An 18,925-nucleotide genomic window follows, 5' to 3' on the forward strand; every position below is an offset into this window, starting at 1 on the left:
TTCCACGGTCTGGGTGAGGAGATCGAGGGTCGGGGCCAGGACGCCGACCAGGCCGCGGGGGACCACTGTTCAACGAGACCCGGGCGACCGCCCGTTACGACTACACCGCCTACCCGGCCCTCCCGGACATCCTGAAGAAGCCGTCGAAGAAGGACCCGGACCAGATTTGGGAGGCCCGCCCCCAGTTCCACCATCCGGCTACTCCCTGCGCGCCCCCAAGAGACATCAAGGTCACCGCGCTCGATGTGAACGCGGCCTACCTGTCGGCGCTGAAGACGTGGCTGCCGATCGAGAAGCTGGAGCACAGCACCGGCACCGATGGTGTGGAGCCGAAGCGCTCCGGGGTCCACCTGATCACCCCCGCCGAGTGGGCGCACCCGCACCTGCCCGACCCGATCGGCGACCGCGACGAGCCCGGCGCCCTGTGGGTCACCAACAGCACGCTTCGGCTGCTCCAGCGCCTGTCCGGCCCGAAGTACGGGCTGACGGACGCTCCGGTTATCCACGAGTCCTGGACCCCGGGCGCGACGGAGAACTTCCTGGACGCGCTGCGCAAGCGGCTGTCCGCCGCCCGCGACGAGGCGATCGAGAACCGGGACACGCTGACGCTGGAGTACGTCAAGGCGATGTACAGCAAGTTCATCTCGACGATGGGGGAGTCGATCCACAACCGCGAGATGGTGCGCCCCGACTGGATGCACATCATTCACTCGCAGGCGTACGCGAACCTGTGGGGCAAGGCGTACAAGGCGTCCACGGCCGGTCTCGATGTCGTCGCGATGATGGGCACCGACGAACTCCACGTCACCGGTGACTGGTGGCAGGTCTTCCCTGAGGGGCGAGGCGTGTCCCAGATGAAGATCAAGCATGGTGACGGCAAGGCGTCCGGTGAGTACACGGTTGGGACGGTGGCCCGCTGATGGCCGGCCGCTGGATGGACCTGGGCATGTTCAACGCCCACGGCGTCCCGGGCGCCGACGCGCTGGGCGCGGCGATCGAGAACATGGTCACCGGCATCGCCTCCCCCGTGGACAGCGACCGCGGGCTTTGCGCCCGCCTGCGCTACCTCACCAAGACGGACACCGGATACGAGGCCATGGACCGTGCCAGCATCCACGTCTCCCCGCGCACCCTTATGGCCTGGCTCGCGGAGGAGCGCACCCCGAACAAGGCGAACCGGACCCGGCTGGATGCCGCGTACTGGGATCTGCGGCGTCGCAACGTGGCCACCGACCTTAAGCACCGGCTCAACAACGAGGGCCGTGGTACCCGGGTGGAAATCAACCCGGTCGACCAGTCCGGGGTCGAGCGCAGGCATCAGCGTGACGTGGCCAGCCGGAGCATCAACGTCCGCGGCGTGTGGGACCGCGCGGTCGATGCCTGGCTCGAGGAGGACCTGGCGGAGCTCGACGCGATCTGGGATCAGATCATCGAAGACATCGGCTCCGAGTACGACGCGTACAGCAACGTCTCCTCCATCGGCTGGGCCGCCTGAACAGATGTACAAGCGCTTCGTCCCCGGAATTGCAGCTGCCAAGGGCGGGGCGCCTGACGTCGCAACCGCGGCAGGTCGCTGACTTTCACGAAGTTCGCATGCGAGATGGGGCCGGCGCCACAGGGCAATTGTTGGCCCCCAGCTTTGTGACTGGGATCGCCGTCACCGCTGCGGGCCCACTCGGGTAGACGGACAGCGCCGGTCCTGTTCAGCGCGTGCCTGGCATCAGTGCCGGTGCGCTCTCAGTACCTCGTAGTTCCAGGTGGAGCGCTGTTGCGTCGAAGAGTGGCCGGCCGGGACCCCGAGTTGTTCGGCGATGGTGGGGAACCGGGGGTGCATCTGCCGGTCGCCGACTGTTACCACAGCTGACAGCAGCGGCTCACTCTGGTCGCGGTCGTCATCGACGAGCCACAGCAGGACGCTCTCGTCGTCGCGGTGCAGACTCGTAAGGGCGGGCAGGCGCTTGCGGATCACCGCCCACGTGGTGGTGCCACCGGCCCGGGCGGACTGCTCCAGCAATGGCCGTAGGTCGGTCGCGAGCTCCGCGAGCCGTCCCGCTCCCAGATGCCCTGGCTGACCCTCCCGAGGAGCCGGACGTCCCTGCGCAGGCATGGGCGCAGCATGACGGGTTACCGGCGCGGGCGGTGTCGCCCGCACCGGGGTTGCATCGGGTCCGGCGCGGGGGTGCGAGGTGCGTCGGAGGACCACACCGTTCCCGGCCGTACGACGGGAGGCTGTGCGGGGGCTGGCCGTTTCGTGGGCCCCGGACGCGGGGCGGGCGGGGCCGTCTCCGGGCGCGGCCGCGGCTCCTGCGCGGCCAGGCGCCGTTCTTCCTCCCGCCACCGGCGAGAGCCCAGAACATCCTTGAGATCTCTCAACTGAGCCCGTTGCTCCCGGGTTTCGCGCGGCGGGGCTTGCGAGGCCTGATGCCATGCCCACTCGAACAGGTCCGCTGCCTTGGTCACGTCGAAGCGGTCGATCGCACGCTGCAGTTCGGTAAGCGTGCCGTTCAGCGAGCGACGGATCACCGCGATATCCATCGCGCTCAGAATCGGGCGGCCTGTCGTCCGGCGCTGGAAATCGGTCTGCCACTCTGTCCCGCTACTGAGCCGCACACGCCCGTTCGACAAGAGCCGACCCCCACCCCTGGCACCACGCCGTGCCCCTGACCCGTCGTTATCCGACCAAGGTGACCCACAACCGCGACCCCTCGTACACACAAGGAGAACGACGCGCGTCCGGCCCCTCGGTGCGTCGGCATGCCCGTGTACGAGCTGTTTCTTGCTTCCGTGCCTGAATTCGTCGGCAGCCTCATGGCCGCGACCTCTTGTCCATCGCGGTAGCCCTGATCCTTTCCCTGCTCGCAGCAGCAGCAGCTGCCGCCTTCCTGGCACGCGCTGACGGTGCCGCCATCGCCACCTCCCTTGGGCGCGCAGGCGTGACGTTCTGCGCCAGCTTCACACTCCTCGCCTTGGCTGTGGCCACCATCTCTGGCGTGCTGTCATGACAGTCAGCCAGTTTTGGCCCCGCCATCCAGCTCCGCGGCCGCGTCGTCCGGATGGCACTTGCAGGGCTTGCTCCTCAGTGGAGGACAGTGGCTCAGGGCGTGTCGCCGGTCCAGTGCAGCCGGTCCGGGTCGCCGGGCTGTCCCTCGTAGTAGGCGCGTCCGCCCGGCCCGTACGCGCCGGGCTCGGTGATGTGCGCCGCGCCGTGCAGCTGCTGCTGCACGCTCCACCCGGTGACGTCGAGGCGCTGCCCGTCCAGCAGTCCGCCGATCAGCGCCGCGTACCGGTGCCCGGCACCTCGACGTCGGGCTCGCCGGGCTCGTTGCCGTAGACTTTCATCCGCCCATCCTCTCGGCGGCCGGCCCCGCCCAGGGGCGGGTTCGGGAGCACGGGTAACCGACTCCCTTTCTGTGTACCGGGCGTTCCACTCCCTCGAAGACTTCGAGGGTGCCGCGAGGCCAATAGCACCGACGCGTCGTCCGTTCAAGAAATCCGCGGCCCGGATACTCGTCGCTCGATTTTCTTGAACGAGCCCTGCCTGGCGGCCAATGATGCGGTCTGCAGGCAGGGGTTGCGCCGCTAACCCTGCGGTGCTCGTGGCCTTCGCGGAGAGTTTCCGGGCGCCCTACGGGGCAGTGCACCTTTCCGCCGTCGACTCGGCGGAAAGGATTCAGTCGATCCCGGGGGCCGGAATCCCCGTCTTCTCTTCACGGCCATGGGGCCGCTGGTGGCGAGAGTTTGAAGACGGGCTGTTAAAGAGCGTTTTGTCCCGGAGGGAGTGTTTGGTGGGCTCTTGGATGAGTGGACTGCCTGTGAAGGTTGAGGCTGGCGGCCACTTTCGTGGCATCTGTGGCGGGTGACGACGGTCGAGGGTCCGTTTGAGCCTCTTCGCTCCTGTCTGATCCCAAGGCGCCCCCACTCACACCTGTTTGCGCCCTGTGGCGGGATGTCGCTCGACGGAACTATCGAAACATGTCTCGACAGCGGCCGTATCCGAGTGACCTGTCCGATGCCCGATGGGAACTGCTTGAGCCCATGGTGTCGGCCTGGCGGGCCGAGCGGCGAGGGAAGGGCCTGGATATCGGGCGACCGCCCGAGCACGACCTGCGCCGGATCATGGACGCGGTGTTGTACGTGGACCGGACCGGGATCCCCTGGCGCTATCTTCCCCACGACTTCGCGCCGTGGGAAACCGTCTACGGATACTTCGCTGCCTGGCAGAAGGACGGCGTGTTTGACCAGCTCAACGGCCTGCTGCGCCGACTTGTCCGGGAGGCCGCTGGCCGGGACGCCGAACCGAGCGCATGCGTCCTGGACGCCCAGAGCATCAAGACGTCCGCCAACGTCCCGGCCACCGGCCAGGGCATCGACGCGGGCAAGAAGATCGCGGGCCGCAAGCGCCATATCGGCGTCGACACCCTCGGCCTCCTCCTCGCGGTCTGCGTCACCGCGGCCAGCGTCTCCGACAATGCCGGCGGGATCCACCTGCTCTCGCGCATCGCCAAGGCCCACCCCAGAATCACCAAGGCATGGGCCGACAGCGGTTATCGAACCAAAGCCATCGACCATGGCGCCACCCTCGGCATCGACGTCGAAGTCACCCGCCGCGACCCTGGCCAGAAGGGCTTCAAGGTCATCCCCCGGCGCTGGGTTGTCGAGCGGACATTTGGCTGGCTCATGAATCACCGCCGCCTCGCCCGCGACTACGAAACTCACCCCCACCGCTCCGAAGCCATGATCCGCCTCGCGATGATCGACCTGATGAGCCGCAGGCTCACACGAGAGTCGACTCCGAACTGGAAGGACTCATAGCCGCCGAGCCACGCTGGCCCGCGCGTCCTCACCCCTCAAGGCCTGCGGCCAGCGGCCATCGATGACACCCGCCATATCCCGGCAGGCGCCACAGGCGTTCTCCCGCTCTGGCAGCCACCAGTACTCCGACGGCGACATGCCGGCTACCTGGATTCCGCACAGCGTCCTGTCGAAGATGCCGAAAGCATGGGAGACGTCGGCGGTGAGGCCGTCCGCGACGGCCCGCTCCCAACGCATGTCCACGGGCAAGTACGGCGGCCGCGCGACCTCGAACCACTCGCCACCCACATGGGTGGAGGCGTAGCACCAGGAACATGACCAGATTTCCTCTTCCCAGACTGTCGGCGGTGTCGGCCATCGCCACATCTCACGTCCACACACATCGCACTCCACGGACGGATCCTCACACGCCCCCGCGTGTGCCCCAACCCGCCTTTTAGCGCGCGACATATCAAACACACCCGCCGGGACAAAACGCTCTCTTACAGGGCAGCGGTTCAGGCGAGCCGGAGTGGTTGGGAGGGGCTTCGGTGGGAGCATCAAGGCGGACCGGCGTGGTGCACCTGCGGGTGGAGCCTTCGTCGTCCTGGTAGTGGATGGTTTCACTGTTGGAGCGGGCGCCGCGTGAGCGGCCGACCAGGTACTCAAGGATGACCGCGCTAAAATCCGCGGTTACTTCAGGATCCGCGGGTGCGCGTCGGCTGACTAGGGCAAGGCGGCCGATGAGCTGGCGGGGGAGAGCCGTGCCGATACCTCAGGTGCTCGATGAGTTGTTGCGTCAGCTGAGACCTCGTGGCGGTCAGGACGTCAGTCTTGATCCGCAGGGATTGATCGACTGGTTGGGGCGGCAGCTCGGCGCGGAGATAGCCCTGGTCGACCGCGCGGGCGAGGTGGAGGTGTCCACTGCCCTCCTTGCGCCGGACATCCTTGCCGGTCTCCAGCCGGTGCTGACGCAGTTGTCCCGCGGACAGTTGGCCGCTGCGGCCTCACAGCGGGGCGGATTCCATGTGCGGTGCGAAGCGCTGGGACGGCACGTGCCGCGTCCGGTGCTGGTGGTGGGCAGTCTCCTGCCGGTGACACGTGAGGCGCTGGCGCTAGCGTCTCATGTAGGCGCCCTGGTCGAGGTGTTGCGACAAGCCAGTCAGGCCGACGACCTCGCCCTGCGCTACCAGCAGGTGGCATCACGGCTGCGCCTGGCAGTCTTCATGGCCCTGATGGCCGGAGAACCGACGCTGGCTCGCCGGATGACGGCCGGCGCCCTTCCGCCGTTATTGGACGCGGAGCGTCTGTGTATCCACCTGCTGCGCTGCCCGCCCGCAGACCGCGGCAGGCTCATCGCCGCCTACGAGGATGCGTCCGGCTATCACGGCCGCGGCTTGATGGTGCGCTGTCCGGTCTACGACCATCACCTCATCTGTCTCCTGCCCGTGGAGCACAACGACAATGTGGACGGCGGCCTGGCCGTGCCCTTGCGGGCGCTGGTGCGAGACAATCCGCGCTACGCGCTGGGCATCGGCGCCCCCGTGCCCTTACCGGCCACTGCGCGGGCCTATGATCAAGCCCGCCATGCCCTGGCCGTCGCCCGCCACACGCCCGAACGCATCGCCCACTACCACGACCAGCCACCGCTAGCAGGACTGCTCCCCCGTCAACAAGCCCTTGCCTGGGCCCACGCCTTCCTCGAGCCGATCAGCACAGCCCCCCGGCTCACCCTCGACATCACCAGCCTTGCCCTGAACTTCCCCCGCGCCGGTGTCGCTCGGCTGCTCGACATCAGCCGCAACACCGTCACCGCCCACCTGAGGCGTGTCCAAGACGCCCTCGGCCTCAACCTGCAAGACCCCCGCAGCCGCGCCGAGCTCGCCCTGGCCCTGTCGGTCAACGACCTCCCGCCACCCGACGGCAACGCCGCAGCCGAGCATGCGCCCGCGCCGTCGGTGGACAGTCTGCTGTCCACGGAAGCGGCCATCACCTGGGCCCACGCCTTCCTCCAACCCCTGCGGCCCGGCACAGACCGCGCTGTGCACCAGACCCTGCGGGCCTGGATCCAGGCCGACACCGATGCTCAGCTAACCGCCCACAACCTCGGCATCAGCCGCACCACCGTCCGCGCCCACCTGCGCGCCGCCGAACAGCTCCTGAAGCGCAGCCTCCAGACACCTGGCCCCGGCACCCACGAACTCGTCCACGCACTCCGCATCGCTGACCGTGCACCGTGAACAGCCGCCATCCCGCAACTGCGCACCGTGCGCATTGCCCGCCAGCGACAGCCCTCCCTACAGTCTGCTTCACCCGGTCCGCCAGTGCGTCTGGGGCGATCTCCAGAGGGCGTGTCATGGGTCACCTCATCACTGCTCGTAGGAGGAATCGCTGTGCGTAACTTCAAGAACAAGACTGTGTCCGCTGTGCTTGGTGGCCTCATGGCCGGGGGACTCGTCCTCGCGGGAGGGGCACCGGCTGCCGCAGCCTCTTGCAGCCCTAAGGCCGGCAATGTGCTGAAGACCGGAGTTTCCACCGGAGATTCCTGGGTCACCGGCTACGGTGCCTGGACCGGCAGCGGCTGCGGTGACATGAAGATCAAGATTCAGCGCAAGGTACTGGGGATCTGGGTCACCGCGAACAGCGACGGCTGGGACGCCAGCGGCGACAGCTCCGGCAACGTTGCGGTGAGGAACAAGTGCAGTGGTACTGACACCTGGCGAGTGTGGATCGACGGGGAGAACACCGACAGCAGGACAGGCCCCACCAAGTCGATCACCTGCTAGGGCCTGTCCGACCACACAGAACTCGTCCCGGAACCCTTGATGGGGGTTCCGAGACCGAGTTCTCAGCTTGTTCTTTTTCTTCCGGCCTCGAATGGCGCCCCCGAACTTGATTACTCAGGAGGGGGTTCAGCGGACGTAGGGGCGGCCCTGGCGTGATCCTTCGTGCTGACCAGAGCACGAGTTTCACCACGTCACAGGGCCGCCAGGGGTGAGTCTGCTGCATCACGATGTCCGGCAGGAAGCGTCACGCTTCCGGGGAGAGTTCTACGAGTGTCTGACCGCCCGGCGAGATGAGTTGTTCGAGCTCGCCGACGCATTGCTGTGTGCCGACGGGCCGGTCACCTCACCGGTGGAGTTGACGCTGATACCCGAGCACCCGCGTGGTCACGGCGCGTTGTACGGAGCTCTCAACCGCGGCCGGATCGGTGTCGACAGGTTGCGGGCCCTGCTGGCCGGCATGCCCCTGCCGCGCTTCGACGGTGGATGCCTGGTGCTCGCGGTCGACGTGTCGCCGTGGCTGCGCTCGGACGCGCCGTGCTCGGCGGACCGGGCCGAGGCTCAGGCGTGGGACCGGGTCCACCCACGGCTGACCCACCGCTCGGCCTGGCTCGAGCACGACGGTGAACTCCCCATCGTCGAGGGCACCCTGCTCCGGTTGAAGGTCGAACACCTCTCCAAGGAGCGGGAAGCGCCCCCGGTCTGGCTGTGGTCCTCGAAGACCGGTGCCGCCCCCGCGGACGTGGACCGCTGCTGGCAGATGTTCTTGCGCAGATTCGACCTGGAGCACACTTTCAGGTTCATAAAACAGACGCTCGGCTGGACCACCCCGAAACTGCGCACGCCCGAGGCCGCGGACCGGTGGACCTGGCTCCTGATCGTCGCGCACACCCAGCTCCGCCTCGCCCGGCTGTTGGCCGCCGACCTCCGCCGTCCCTGGGAGAAGCCGGCCAAACTCGAACGCCTCACCCCGGCCCGGGTCCGCCGAGGTTCCGGAACATCCGAGCCCGCCTCCTCCGCCCCGCCCGTGTTCCCCAACCTCGAGGCGCGGGTCCCGGACGGCCACTCGGAAGCAAGAACCGTCGTCCCGCGCCCCGCTACGACGTCGGCAAGACCGTCAAACGCCCCGAGAACCTCAAGGCTATCGGCAGACCCGGTAGAACCTGGTAGATGCGGATCAGTGCCCAGAGACCACCAGGTGGGCTCGTTCCCGAGGGCGGGTCACGGCCAGGTAGTGCTCTTCGGCCAGGCGTCAGCGGGATTCCCAGTCGATCGGGCCGTGGTCATGGCTGTGTTCGCGAAGTCGCCTCAGGGATTCCTCGCGGGGAGTGTCGACGTAGACCATCAGGTCGTAGTAGTCAGCGAGTTCGGGCCGGGCGGTGTACACCCCCTCGACGACGACGATGCCGCAGCGGGAGACGGGTGTGTGTCTCGTCCGGCGCCAGGGTCCCGGTCTCCCAGTCGTAGCGCCGGTAGGCGGCATCACGGCCGGCGGCGAGCGGGGCGAGCACCTCGTCACGGAACCGCTGCCAGTCGAAGTAACGGTGGTAACCCTGCACAGGATTCAGCCTGGCTCGCTCCTCGGCGTTCATGGGGTGGTAGAAGTCGTCACCGTGCACCACCACGGCGCCGTGCAACTCGGCAAGGGCTTCCGCCATGGTCGATTTCCCGGAACCCCCCATGCCGTCGAGCGCGACCAGGGCGAACCCCTCGCGGCTCCGGGTGTCGACTGCGACGGCGACCGTCGAGATCATCGTCATGACGACATTCTCCCGAGACAACCGGCCCGAGAGAAGGAAGGCGGTTTCCACATCACGGCGAACTAGGCACTGTTTGGATCTCGTGACGTGGGTGGGGCGTTGGGGCAGGCTGGGTGCATGGGCCGCGATGATCTGACGAATGCGGAGTGGGATCGGCTGGAGTCGTTCTTGCCTCCTGGTGGTGCGCGTGGTGGTCGGTGGAGCGACCATCGCCGGGTCATCAACGGTGTTCTCTACCGGGTGCGGACCGGCGTGCAGTGGCGGGATCTGCCGGAGCGGTTCGGTCCGTGGGAAACGGTCTATAAACGACATCGCCGCTGGTCGGCCGACGGAACGTGGCAGATGCTGCTGTCTCGCGTCCAGGCGGCCGAGGACGCGTTGGGCGCGATCGATTGGGATGTGTCGGTGGACTCGACAGCCGTGAGAGCCCCCCAGCACGCGGCCGGTGCCAGGACGGCCGCCCCGGCCGCCGTTCCTCAAAAGGGGGCCGGGCGGGGGACGAACCAGGTCGATCCGGTACTGCGGAAACTGGCAGCCCGCCTGGAGGAGGTGGTCAGGTCGGCGAGTGTCTGGGACGGTCCCGCGGTGGATTCACCACCAAGATCCACCTCGTCGCCGACGGGCGCTGCAGGCCCCTCGCGTTCGTCCTGACACCCGGACACTACGGTGACGGGCCCCAGCTCGAGCGGGTGCTGGAGCAGGTTTCGGTGTCCCGAACCGGAGTCGGCCGGCCTCGCACCCGGCCCGATCATGTCCTGGCGGACAAGGCCTACACGTCCCGCGGAAACCGTCGCTACCTGCGACGACGCGGCATCCGGCACACGATTCCCGAGCGACTCGACCAGCAGAGACATCGCAGGAACCGAGGGTCCCGAGGCGGTCGACCCACCGGTTTCGACAGCGAGCGCTACAAGAAGCGCAACACCATCGAACGCGCCATCAACCGGCTCAAGGGCTTCCGGACCGTCGCCACCCGCTACGAGAAGCGCGCTTACATCTACCTCGGCACCGTCACACTCGCAGCCCTCGTTATCTGGCTCCGAACATGATCCGAGAAACAGTGCCTAGGGCCAGACGGGTGACCCGGTGCTGTTGCAGACCCGACGCGGTTCACTGGTGCAGGACCGCTTCCCCGACCTTGCCGCCGCGGCCCGCAGCCTGCCGAACGGTCTCGTCCTCGACGGCGAGCTTGCCGTCCTGGACCACCACGGGCAGCTGAGCTTCACCGCCCTGCAACGCCGCGCGACCGCCGGCCGCAACGCCCGCACCCTGGCTGCCGAGATGCCTGCCCATTTCATCGCGTTCGACGTCCTGCAGAGTGACGGCCAGGAGCTCCCGGACGAGCCCTTCGCGCGCCGCCGCGAGGTTCTGGAAGCCCTGTTCACCTCGTACCGGCCGGCACCTCCGTGGACGCTGTGCCCGTCGACCACGGACCCCGCGATCGCTACCGCCTGGGCGTGCGCGGCTGGTCCAAGGTCCGCCGCAGGGACTCCACCGAAGCACTCATCGGCGCCGTCACCGGCTCCCTGCACCGCCTCCAGGTTCTGCTGCTGGGCCGCTACGACACCACCGGCCGCCTACGGCTCGTGGGCAAGACCGTTCCGCTGAAACCCGCCCCGGCCCGCGAGCTCGCCGGCCACCTCATCGCGGCCGGCCCGGACCACCCGTGGACCGGTGTCCGCTTCACCGCGTCCTGGAACAGCCGTACCCCCTTGGAGCCGGTCCCGGTCACTCCCGTCCTCGTCGCGGAGTTCAGCGCCGACGTTTCACAGGACCACGGCGTGTGGCGCCACCCGTTGCGCTACGAACGGCTCCGCCTGGACGCAGCCGAAGCCGATGTTCCGCGGTTCGGCGAGACGCAGTAGCTGCACGGCAGTCGCCGGATCAGGCTGTGGCTCTGCTCCTGAGGCAGAGTCGCTTGCTGCGCGCGATCAAGGTCGCCTCTCGACCCCGCACTCCTCGATCCAGCGTGCGAGGACGCAGGTGCTCAAGGGCATCCTGGGTGGACCAGGACACCTCGCCATTCGGCATCGGACAGTTCGTGGCGATAAATCACGAGACCATGATCCACTAAACCGTTCACGTTGGCACCGCCCTCTGGTGCAAGGTGGCCGACCAGCGGACGAGGCAGTCCACCTCGATCAGGCCAGGGCCCGGAAGCTCGACGGTGCCGCGGAAAGGCCCGTTACATCCCTCCAGGGGCGTCGCTTCCCCACCATTGAGTGGCCGGTGTGAGAAGCCTGCGTACCCCTTGCCCACCTCCAGCTTCAATGTGGTGCGCTCCCCGGTATACAGGAGGACATCTGGATGACGGCCCTCGACGATCTTCATCAACTCGGGCAGCGACCCTGCGGCGCGAAAGCCGATTTTCCAGCGGGGAAACAGCGAACCATTGGACATCTTCTTCACCTTCAGGTGCGTGTACTCCCTGGGCACGATCGCCCGTACACGGTGACCGCCGAGGTTGTGCGTCACGAGCATGCGGCCCTGTTCGAGCCGATCAGGGGTGTTGATCAGTCCGTAGACGTAGAAACCGGCGAGAGTCCCGCCCTTGATCTCTACCACTGTGGTCTCATTTTTCGGAGCGTGACTGACGGGAACCGTGCCGTTCCCCCGGCCCCGGTGGGGCAGTTGTGTGTCCTCCATGCCCGCAGTCTGCCAGGGCCGGTCCTCCAGATCAGCATTTCGGCGCCTCCCACCACTCGGACCCACGGCAGCCGTCGCCTTCGCCTCATTACAAATGTGGGTAAGACACTTTGACGACACGACCTAGTGCTCCCCGCACCCGCGGGCATGATCCCAGCCGCAAAGCCCTGGGCGACGATGCCGACACGTGCTCCCCGCGCCCGCGGGGATAGTCCCCTCACGTGCGCTACCGCGACACGGAGTACACATGCTCCCCGTGACGTGGGGGGATGGTCCGAGGTCCCGGATGTGCCACTTGCGGCGCTGCGGGTGCTCCCCGCGCGTGCGGGGATGGGCTCGAGAGGAGAAGGGCGATGCGTGCTTCCTATGCCCGTGGGGGGCCCGGCCACGCTGCGTTCTTAGTGTGGTCAACCTTGGTGTTGCTCTGGCTGTACCGCCTGCAGGCTGCGCCAGGTCATCGGTTTCGGAAGCCTTGCAACGCGTGGAGGTGTGCCACGGTGATGTCTCGGAGGGCGGCAATCGCTTCAGGGGCGAGACGAGCCAGAACTGGGATCGCGTGATGCCAGCCGGCAGTAGCCAGGGCGTGGCGAAGAAGCTTGATGGGCGCCTCGTTGTCGGGGCGGGTGGCTGAGGTCACCTTCAGTGCCAGGTGCTGGATGGCGTGGGTGAAGCGGTCTGTGCCGATGGAGTCAGGGACGGGGCAGGGGCGGGAGGGGACGCGGGCGAGGTGTGATGCCACTGCGGTCAGTGCCGCCGCCTTCTGGTGCGGGGCAGCGGGCAGCGCGGCCATTCGCTGGGCGGTGGTGGTGTCGCACAGAGCCGCGTGGAGTACTGCCAGAGCGGCAGTGGGAAAGAGTCTGGTCCCGCGGTTGGCCAGGTTTCCTGCCAGCCAGTCCAGCTGACGGGCGGGTTCTTGCTTCCCGTGCGTGGTGGCGAGCTGGGGCCGACTGGCATTCCTCCGCGATCCTGCGGACCTCGGCGACCTCCGGGGCCAGCACGCTCACCCCAGGCAGCAGCACCCGGTTACGGCGCAGCCAGCCCACCGAATGATCGAACAGGGCCTTCGGCCCCTCGGCGTGTGCCGTCCACGCCCGCCCGTGCAGGAACGCCCGGAACTTCCGGCCCTGAGCGTGGTCCTCGTACGGGCCATAGCCGTACGCCTCACGTATCTCCCACGCGTGCTCGTACGCTGTCATCTGCCGCTCGGTGTACCGCTTGATCTGTGAGGCATCCTCGATCTCCAGCTGCGCGGCCAGGTGCTCCACCACCGGCCACGGCACGGCCAAGGGGTCCTCCAGGAACAGCCCGATGTACCTCACCGTGCACATCTGGAGGGCGAAGCCGAGGCGATTGTGGTCACCACGCCGCTTCGCGATCAGCTTCCGGTCCTCGTCATCGAGGAAGAAGAACCGCTCCAGCTCAGGTCTCGTCGGCTCATCCGCGAACGATCCGAACGCGGTCGCCTGCTCATCAGTCAGAAATTCCACGGGCATATCGCGGACGTAACCAGCCGCGGCGAGCGAACGTGGATCTGCCGCCGAACGCCCCCGACGAGCCGATCACGTGTGCTAAACGACCAAGATCAAGTGCTCAGCGCTAATGGCTGTTCCGTTGGTCCCCAAGGCCGGTTACCCCTGCTGGCCCCGCCACATCATCCTCGCCATGGCAGCCCACGCCTGCCTCACCGTCCTGCGAGCCCGCGCACTCGACACCGACAAAGCAGAAACGGATCCTCCCAGCTCATCGCCCTGACCCTCCCCGAGATCCGGCGACTGACCACCCGCCTGACCCGGCCCCCCCGCCAACCTCATCGACCATGTCCTGCACTGGTCACACTGGCGCCGCAGACGACAGTTCCAAGCCCGGATCAGCCACTACAAACGACGCGGCCACACACCACCAGGAACTACCCACACACCAGAACAAAGACCGTTGCAGTACTAAGCGTGCAGAGCGCGAACGGCGAGCAGAGCCAGCCAGGTCCAGCCGATGGTGATGGCGATGCGTTGGATGAGTCCGCCGAGGTCCGCCAAGCGTTGATTCTGGCCGAATGCGGCACTGGCCAGCACCATCGTCGCTGCGAAGAACACGCCGCTGGCGATCGAGTAGGCGGCCCACCCCAGCGAGTCGGACGGCGCAAATACGAAACAGGCCACGGCAAGTGCGAGGAATGCGATGAGGGATAGCAGGTCGTGCACACCCCCTGCAGGAGTGCTCCGCTGAAGCTGATCAGGAGTGCCAGGAGGGTAACCGCGCACCGGATCCGTCCGGAAGATGCCAGCACCCAGAAGACCGACCGCCCATACGCCGATCAGCACCGCACCCCAGCGGGAAGGCCCGATCCGCCACAGGCCCACAGCGAAGAACAACGACAGCAAACCCGCGAAGAGGAAGTTGGCGGTCTGCGCCCACCCCGCACGGCCGAGGGCGAGCGAGCTGACGGGATGGCGGAGCGGCTTGTAGTCCACCCGTTTGGCACCCACCAAGAGATATACGACGGTGAAGAGAGGGCCGGCAGCCACCCCGCAGGCAAGTAACACTTGATCACCCATGACGTCAACCTATGTTGACACCTTGAGCAATGTCAACATGGGTTGACGCGCGAGTGGACGCTGGTAGATCAATCACGGGGCAGCCCTTACGTCGGCGCACTTCCGTGAAAGCCCACGTTGTTTGGGAACGCCGACCCTCGGCGTTCCCAAACAACATGGCAACCCAGCAGGTCAGGGCCCCCACCATCTGTCAGACAGACTGCGACAGGACATCGGGGCGGCGGGCCTGTATCGGCCCGCATGGCATCGGGCATCACGCGGCGCTCCAGGCCAGGCAAGGCGAGGCGAATTTCGCTGTCGGTCGGACGGTCGGGCCGACCGGTCGGCGTCGGTAGACTAGCGGCTGGGCACCAGATGAGGGGCGGCGGGCGTGGACTACGGCGACAAGCTCTTCTGGCTCTCGGTCCTGATCCAGCGCAGGTACGCCCAGATCTGCGTCGAGCACGACCTGACGCCCTCGCAGGCCACTCTGCTGTGCGCGGTCAAGGACGAGCCGCGGCGGATGGCGTACCTTGCCGCCTCGCTCGGCATGACCAAGAACGCGCTGAGTCAACTCGTCGACCGCACCGAGCGGCGCGGCCTGGTCAGCCGGGCGAGTTCAGAGCAGGACCGGCGAGTCATCATGCTCGGCGTGACGCCGGCGGGGAAGGTGCTCGCCGAGGCGGTGTTCGCCGAGACCGTCAAGCGCCTGCCCGATGTCGCGGGGAGCCTCGACGCCGACGGCCAGCGCGACCTCGAACGCCTCGCCACCGCCATCGTGGACGCAGCAGGCGTCTCGGCGTCCACATCGTCCTGACCTACCGCGCAGTCCTCCTCGGCGCCCCCATGTCTAGCCTAAGTTCATGGCATGAACTAATCTGGTTCACGGCATGAACTAGTCGAGGTTCATGGCATGTCCTAACGAGAGGTGACGACATGATCACGCGGGAAAAATGCGCGATCGCGGTCTTCGGCGCGACGGGGCAGCAGGGCGGGGCGGTCGTCGACGCGCTCCTGGCCCGAGGAGCGCGGGTGCGGGCCCTCGTCCGCACCCCCGAGTCCGACCGGGCGCGGGCGCTGGCCGCCCGAGGCGTTGAGTTGTCGACCGTCCGGATCGACGATCCGGCGTCAACAGTCGCCGCGCTGGAGGCGGTCGATGCGTTCTACTTCATGACCCCGGAGGCGAACAGCCTTGAGGAGATCGAGGAGGAGGTCCGAGTGCACCGCCCTCGTCGATGCGGCGGCCGCGGCGCGCGTGCCACACGTCGTGTTCAACTCGGTCTTCGGAGCGGATCGCGAAACGGGCGTGCCGCACCACGACTCGAAGCACCGGATCGAGGAATACCTGAAGCTTTCCGGTCTGAGGGCCACGATGGTTCGCCCGACCGCCTTCATGGAGAACTTCGCGACCGTGATGGCGCCGAGCCTGGAGGACGGAATGATCGTGCTGAGGCTGCCGCTGCCGGACGACATCGCCCTGAAGATGATCGCGATCAAGGACATCGGTCAGGTCGCCGCCGCGATCCTGCTCGAGGCCGCGGACGTGCCCGGCGGAGCCATAGAGGTCATCGGCGACGAGTCGACGGGCCCCCAGATCGCCGCCGCGTTCGGCGCGCGAGCCGGGCTACCGTCACGCTACGAGGCCCTGCCACTGAGCGTCCTCGGCAACGACCTCGACAAGGCGATGTTCCGCGAGTTCGCCAAGGCGTCCGACTACCCGTCGGACCGCGCAGCGGTGCGGGCGATCGAGCCGACCATCTGGGACCTGGCCGAGTGGATCCGCTCCACCGGCTGGACCGCGCCCGCGCCCGCGGACCGGGTCCGTTCCTGATATCCAGCGACCTGCTGCGGATGTTCGGCCGCGAGGGCCACCCCACCCCGCTGGGTGCCGCGTTCGCCGAGTACGGGCGCATCGACAAGACGATGCGCCTGCTCGCCCTGGTCGACCCGGTCGACGACACCTACCGCCGACTGATGAGCCGGCAGCTCACCGTGCAGGAGTCCCGCCACCGCCTCGCCCGCGCGATCGGCCGCGGCGGCCGCGGCCAGATCCGCCAGGCGTACCGCGAGGGCCAGGAGGACCAGCTCGCCGCCTTCGGCCTGGTCCTCAACGCAGTCGTGCTGTGGAACACGTGCTACCTGGACGCCGCCGTCGTCCAGCTCCGCGCCGAGGGCCATGACATCAAGGACGAGGACGTCGCCCGCCTCTCCCCGCTCAAGGACCGGCACATCAACTTCCTGGGCCGCTGCCTGTTCACCATCAAGGCCAGCGGTCCCGGCCAGGGCCTGCGGCCCTTCCGGGACCCGGACGCCATGGAGGACGACGAGGACGGGACATGATCACGCATGGCGCGCTCGTGAGCTCGCGCGTTGGTGTCAGGAACGAAGAGTGCGCAGGCCGGTGCGGATTTCGCTGACCAGAATCTCGGGCTGTTCCAAGGCCGCGAAGTGCCCGCCCTTGTCGGCCTCGCCGTAGTGGATCAGATTGCTGTAGGTGTCTTCGATCCAGCTTCGCGGCAGGAGCGGGATGTCCTTCGGGAAGACGGTCACCGCGACCGGAAGCGCCAACTTCGGGCCGGCGAGCGTGCCCGAACTGTTCTCCCAGTAGATGCGGCCGGACGACGCCGCGCTGTTGGTGAACCAGTAGAGGGATATCGCGTCGAGCATGTCATCCATGCTGAGGGTGTCCTCGGCGAGCCCTTGGTTGTCGGTCTTGGACTGGAACTTCTCGTAGATCCAAGCTGCCTGGCCGGCCGGAGAGTCCGCCAGGGCGAATCCGACGGTCTCCGGCTTCGTGCGCTGGAGGTGGTTCGACCCGCCGAGACCGTCGGTGTACAGGGTGAGGGTCTCCACCGCGTGGCGCTGTGCGGGCGACAGGGTGTCGGGTATCTGCGCGGGAAAGGCGTACTGGGTGTTCAGATGGATTCCGAGCAGCCCCTCGGGCTGCATGGCCCCGAGGGCGGTGGTGACGACAGCACCCCAGTCGCCGCCCTGCGCGGCCCATCTCGTGTAGCCGAGTCGCTTCATCAGCTCCACCCACGCGCTTGCGATGCGCGCCACGTTCCACCCGGTCTCCTTGGGCTTCTGGGAGAACCCGAACCCGGGGAGCGACGGGACGACGACGTCGAATGAATCGGCGGCGTCTCCTCCGAACGAGACCGGATCGGTGAGCGGGCCGACCAGCTTCAGGAACTCGACGATCGAGCCCGGCCATCCGTGCGTGAGGATCAGCGGCATGGCGTCGGGATTCTTGGACCTGACGTGGATGAAGTGGATGTCCAGCCCGTCGATCTCGGTCAGGAACTGGGGGAGGCGATTGAGGTCGGACTCGAAGCGCCGCCAGTCGTAGCCGCGCTCCCAGTACTCGACCAGAGACCTGGCGTTGTCCACGCGGACCCCTTGCGACCAGTCGCCCACCGTCTCCGGGTCCGGCCATCGGGTTCTGGCCAGTCGCTGCTGCAGGTCGTCGATCTCCGCATCCGCGATCGAGACGGTGAACGGGCGGACGAGGGCCGAGGTTGTCGGTGCGGTCATGGCCTTATTCCCTTCGGCGTCGAAGTACGGCGCAACCCTCCGTTGCACACCACTGTGCAGCCTACTTCGCTGCACGGAGGTGTGCAATGATGGCTTTGTGCCTACCGAGTCCTCCCGTGCGCGCTCGATGAACGAGACACGCGATCGCATCCTCAACGTCGGCCTCGATGTGCTGGGGAAGAACCCCGACGCGGGAATGGGCGACATCGCCTCCGCTGCCGGCGTCGTCCGTCGCACGGTCTATGGCCATTTCCCCTCGCGCCTCGACCTGGTTCGGACACTCACGGAACGGGCCGTCACAGAGGTGACAGCCGTGCTCATCGAAGTCGCCGCCTCCGACGCAGAAGCGGACGCGACGTGGGTCGAATTCATCGCCCGCGTCTGGCCGGTGGCACACCGGTACCGAGTGCTGTTGGCGCTGCGCCGTGGCGAGTACGGCGAGGCGATCCACGGCCTGCTCGGGCCAGTCGATGAGCTCCTCGCCGACCTTGTGAAACGGGGCCAGGACAGCGACGTGTTCGCACAGCACCTGCCGGCAGGCATTCTGAGCCAGGTTGCCTACGGCGTCGTGTTCGCCATCGCGGACAGCGACCTGTCGAACGAGACTCTCGGCGCCCGAGCAGCGACGATCACGAGCCTGCTGATGCTGGGAGTTCCCGAGACGCGCGCAATCGCTCTCGTGGGCGACAAGCCCTGACCCGCAGCATGCGAGCGGAGCCGCGGATCGCCCTGCTCCGGACACAACATCGTCACCGCACCCCGCCAAGAATCCGGTGAGAACAGTGCGGTCGCGAGGCCGCCTGCTCCGGCCAGTATGAGCTCGGCGAGTGCCGTGTCGCCGACGAGCGCGACTGTGCACCCTGGGTAGCGGGCACTGGCG

Annotated in this window: 15 protein-coding genes and 7 pseudogenes; 14 read left to right on the forward strand and 8 right to left on the reverse strand. The window is 67.4% G+C overall.

Features of this window, described 5'->3' with window-relative positions; translation table 11 throughout:
* Positions 1-65: 65 nt before the first annotated feature.
* Positions 66-920, forward strand: a pseudogene (locus ACIQM3_RS20965) (DNA-binding protein); the annotation flags it as partial.
* A complete protein-coding gene (locus ACIQM3_RS20970; protein ID WP_401626388.1) occupies positions 920-1,495 on the forward strand; it encodes a transcriptional regulator in 576 nt (191 codons plus the stop codon). The pseudogene ACIQM3_RS20965 and the gene ACIQM3_RS20970, both read left to right, overlap by 1 nt.
* 225 nt (positions 1,496-1,720) lie before the next feature.
* On the opposite strand, the gene ACIQM3_RS20975 is transcribed toward ACIQM3_RS20970, so the two are convergent.
* Both ACIQM3_RS20975 and ACIQM3_RS20980 read right to left on the reverse strand, forming a co-directional pair.
* Positions 1,721-2,107 (reverse strand): hypothetical protein, encoded by a 387-nt coding sequence (locus ACIQM3_RS20975; RefSeq protein WP_401626391.1) that lies wholly within the window; start codon positions 2,105-2,107, stop codon positions 1,721-1,723.
* 987 nt (positions 2,108-3,094) lie between these two features.
* A complete protein-coding gene (locus ACIQM3_RS20980) occupies positions 3,095-3,223 on the reverse strand; it encodes a hypothetical protein (RefSeq protein ID WP_401626394.1) in 129 nt (42 codons plus the stop codon).
* A 749-nt stretch (positions 3,224-3,972) separates the two neighbouring features.
* Here ACIQM3_RS20980 and ACIQM3_RS20985 point away from each other — a divergent pair.
* Positions 3,973-4,812 (forward strand): IS5 family transposase, encoded by an 840-nt coding sequence (locus ACIQM3_RS20985; protein ID WP_401626275.1) that lies wholly within the window; start codon positions 3,973-3,975, stop codon positions 4,810-4,812.
* Here ACIQM3_RS20985 and ACIQM3_RS20990 read toward each other — a convergent pair.
* Positions 4,807-5,205 carry a hypothetical protein gene (locus tag ACIQM3_RS20990; RefSeq protein ID WP_401626278.1) on the reverse strand — a complete coding sequence of 133 codons (399 nt, stop codon included), beginning with the start codon at positions 5,203-5,205 and terminating at the stop codon, positions 4,807-4,809. The genes ACIQM3_RS20985 and ACIQM3_RS20990 overlap by 6 nt on opposite strands.
* 350 nt (positions 5,206-5,555) lie before the next feature.
* On the opposite strand from ACIQM3_RS20990, the gene ACIQM3_RS20995 reads away from it, so the two are divergent.
* The 3 genes and pseudogenes from ACIQM3_RS20995 to ACIQM3_RS21005 all read left to right on the forward strand — a co-directional run bounded on the left by ACIQM3_RS20995 (position 5,556) and on the right by ACIQM3_RS21005 (position 8,744).
* Positions 5,556-7,031 carry a helix-turn-helix domain-containing protein gene (locus tag ACIQM3_RS20995; protein ID WP_401626397.1) on the forward strand — a complete coding sequence of 492 codons (1,476 nt, stop codon included), beginning with the start codon at positions 5,556-5,558 and terminating at the stop codon, positions 7,029-7,031.
* Positions 7,032-7,208: 177 nt separating this feature from the next.
* On the forward strand, positions 7,209-7,577 hold the full coding sequence (locus tag ACIQM3_RS21000) for a hypothetical protein (RefSeq protein ID WP_401626399.1): 369 nt from the start codon (positions 7,209-7,211) through the stop codon (positions 7,575-7,577).
* 208 nt (positions 7,578-7,785) lie between these two features.
* Positions 7,786-8,744, forward strand: a pseudogene (locus tag ACIQM3_RS21005) (transposase).
* A 188-nt stretch (positions 8,745-8,932) separates the two neighbouring features.
* Here the strand turns inward: ACIQM3_RS21005 and ACIQM3_RS21010 are convergent.
* Positions 8,933-9,334: an AAA family ATPase gene (locus ACIQM3_RS21010; protein ID WP_401626402.1), complete on the reverse strand. Its 402-nt coding sequence runs from the start codon at positions 9,332-9,334 to the stop codon at positions 8,933-8,935.
* A gap of 117 nt (positions 9,335-9,451) precedes the next feature.
* Here ACIQM3_RS21010 and ACIQM3_RS21015 point away from each other — a divergent pair.
* The 3 genes and pseudogenes from ACIQM3_RS21015 (at position 9,452) to ACIQM3_RS21025 (ending at position 11,199) form a co-directional block, all read left to right on the forward strand.
* A protein-coding gene (locus tag ACIQM3_RS21015; protein WP_401626404.1) for an IS5 family transposase occupies positions 9,452-10,383 on the forward strand; the annotation gives its coding sequence in 2 pieces (ribosomal slippage) (positions 9,452-9,830 and positions 9,830-10,383; 933 coding nt in all).
* A gap of 67 nt (positions 10,384-10,450) precedes the next feature.
* Positions 10,451-10,660 (forward strand): annotated as a pseudogene (locus tag ACIQM3_RS21020) (ATP-dependent DNA ligase); the annotation flags it as partial.
* A gap of 80 nt (positions 10,661-10,740) precedes the next feature.
* Positions 10,741-11,199, forward strand: a complete 459-nt coding sequence (locus tag ACIQM3_RS21025; protein ID WP_401626513.1) for a hypothetical protein — start codon at positions 10,741-10,743, stop codon at positions 11,197-11,199.
* A 214-nt stretch (positions 11,200-11,413) separates the two neighbouring features.
* Here ACIQM3_RS21025 and ACIQM3_RS21030 read toward each other — a convergent pair whose 3' ends face one another.
* Entirely contained in the window at positions 11,414-11,980 is a 567-nt protein-coding gene (locus tag ACIQM3_RS21030) for a hypothetical protein (RefSeq protein WP_401626407.1), read from the reverse strand.
* Between the two features lie 914 nt (positions 11,981-12,894).
* Positions 12,895-13,473: pseudogene (locus ACIQM3_RS21035) on the reverse strand (DUF4158 domain-containing protein); the annotation flags it as partial.
* A gap of 136 nt (positions 13,474-13,609) precedes the next feature.
* Between ACIQM3_RS21035 and ACIQM3_RS21040 the strand changes: the two are divergent.
* Positions 13,610-13,732, forward strand: a pseudogene (locus ACIQM3_RS21040) (IS701 family transposase); the annotation flags it as partial.
* A 188-nt stretch (positions 13,733-13,920) separates the two neighbouring features.
* On the opposite strand, the gene ACIQM3_RS21045 reads toward ACIQM3_RS21040, so the two are convergent.
* On the reverse strand, positions 13,921-14,532 hold the full coding sequence (locus ACIQM3_RS21045) for a DUF998 domain-containing protein (RefSeq protein ID WP_401626410.1): 612 nt from the start codon (positions 14,530-14,532) through the stop codon (positions 13,921-13,923).
* 370 nt (positions 14,533-14,902) lie between these two features.
* On the opposite strand from ACIQM3_RS21045, the gene ACIQM3_RS21050 reads away from it, so the two are divergent.
* The 3 genes and pseudogenes from ACIQM3_RS21050 to ACIQM3_RS21060 all read left to right on the forward strand — a co-directional run.
* The gene (locus ACIQM3_RS21050) at positions 14,903-15,328 is read left to right on the forward strand and encodes a MarR family winged helix-turn-helix transcriptional regulator (protein WP_401626412.1); all 426 of its coding nucleotides are present in this window, start codon (positions 14,903-14,905) and stop codon (positions 15,326-15,328) included.
* A gap of 119 nt (positions 15,329-15,447) precedes the next feature.
* Positions 15,448-16,342, forward strand: a pseudogene (locus ACIQM3_RS21055) (NmrA/HSCARG family protein).
* Between the two features lie 8 nt (positions 16,343-16,350).
* Positions 16,351-16,851: pseudogene (locus ACIQM3_RS21060) on the forward strand (Tn3 family transposase); the annotation flags it as partial.
* A gap of 36 nt (positions 16,852-16,887) precedes the next feature.
* Here the strand turns inward: ACIQM3_RS21060 and ACIQM3_RS21065 are convergent.
* On the reverse strand, positions 16,888-18,045 hold the full coding sequence (locus ACIQM3_RS21065) for an epoxide hydrolase family protein (RefSeq protein ID WP_401626415.1): 1,158 nt from the start codon (positions 18,043-18,045) through the stop codon (positions 16,888-16,890).
* A gap of 127 nt (positions 18,046-18,172) precedes the next feature.
* On the opposite strand from ACIQM3_RS21065, the gene ACIQM3_RS21070 reads away from it, so the two are divergent.
* Entirely contained in the window at positions 18,173-18,742 is a 570-nt protein-coding gene (locus tag ACIQM3_RS21070) for a TetR/AcrR family transcriptional regulator (protein ID WP_401626418.1), read from the forward strand.
* The last annotated feature ends 183 nt before the right edge of the window (positions 18,743-18,925 follow it).

It is taken from the genome of Streptomyces sp. NPDC091271 (assembly GCF_044757505.1).
Lineage (GTDB): Bacteria > Actinomycetota > Actinomycetes > Streptomycetales > Streptomycetaceae > Streptomyces.

What these genes read in the sequence shown, in the direction of transcription:
- ACIQM3_RS20970 (WP_401626388.1), top strand. Translation starts at nt 920, where the DNA reads ATGGCCGGCCGCTGGATGGACCTGGGCATGTTCAACGCCCACGGCGTC.
- ACIQM3_RS20975 (WP_401626391.1), bottom strand. Translation starts at nt 2,107, where the DNA reads ATGCCTGCGCAGGGACGTCCGGCTCCTCGGGAGGGTCAGCCAGGGCAT.
- ACIQM3_RS20985 (WP_401626275.1), top strand. Translation starts at nt 3,973, where the DNA reads ATGTCTCGACAGCGGCCGTATCCGAGTGACCTGTCCGATGCCCGATGG.
- ACIQM3_RS21010 (WP_401626402.1), bottom strand. Translation starts at nt 9,334, where the DNA reads ATGACGATGATCTCGACGGTCGCCGTCGCAGTCGACACCCGGAGCCGC.
- ACIQM3_RS21030 (WP_401626407.1), bottom strand. Translation starts at nt 11,980, where the DNA reads ATGGAGGACACACAACTGCCCCACCGGGGCCGGGGGAACGGCACGGTT.
- ACIQM3_RS21045 (WP_401626410.1), bottom strand. Translation starts at nt 14,532, where the DNA reads ATGGGTGATCAAGTGTTACTTGCCTGCGGGGTGGCTGCCGGCCCTCTC.
- ACIQM3_RS21065 (WP_401626415.1), bottom strand. Translation starts at nt 18,045, where the DNA reads ATGACCGCACCGACAACCTCGGCCCTCGTCCGCCCGTTCACCGTCTCG.
- ACIQM3_RS21070 (WP_401626418.1), top strand. Translation starts at nt 18,173, where the DNA reads ATGAACGAGACACGCGATCGCATCCTCAACGTCGGCCTCGATGTGCTG.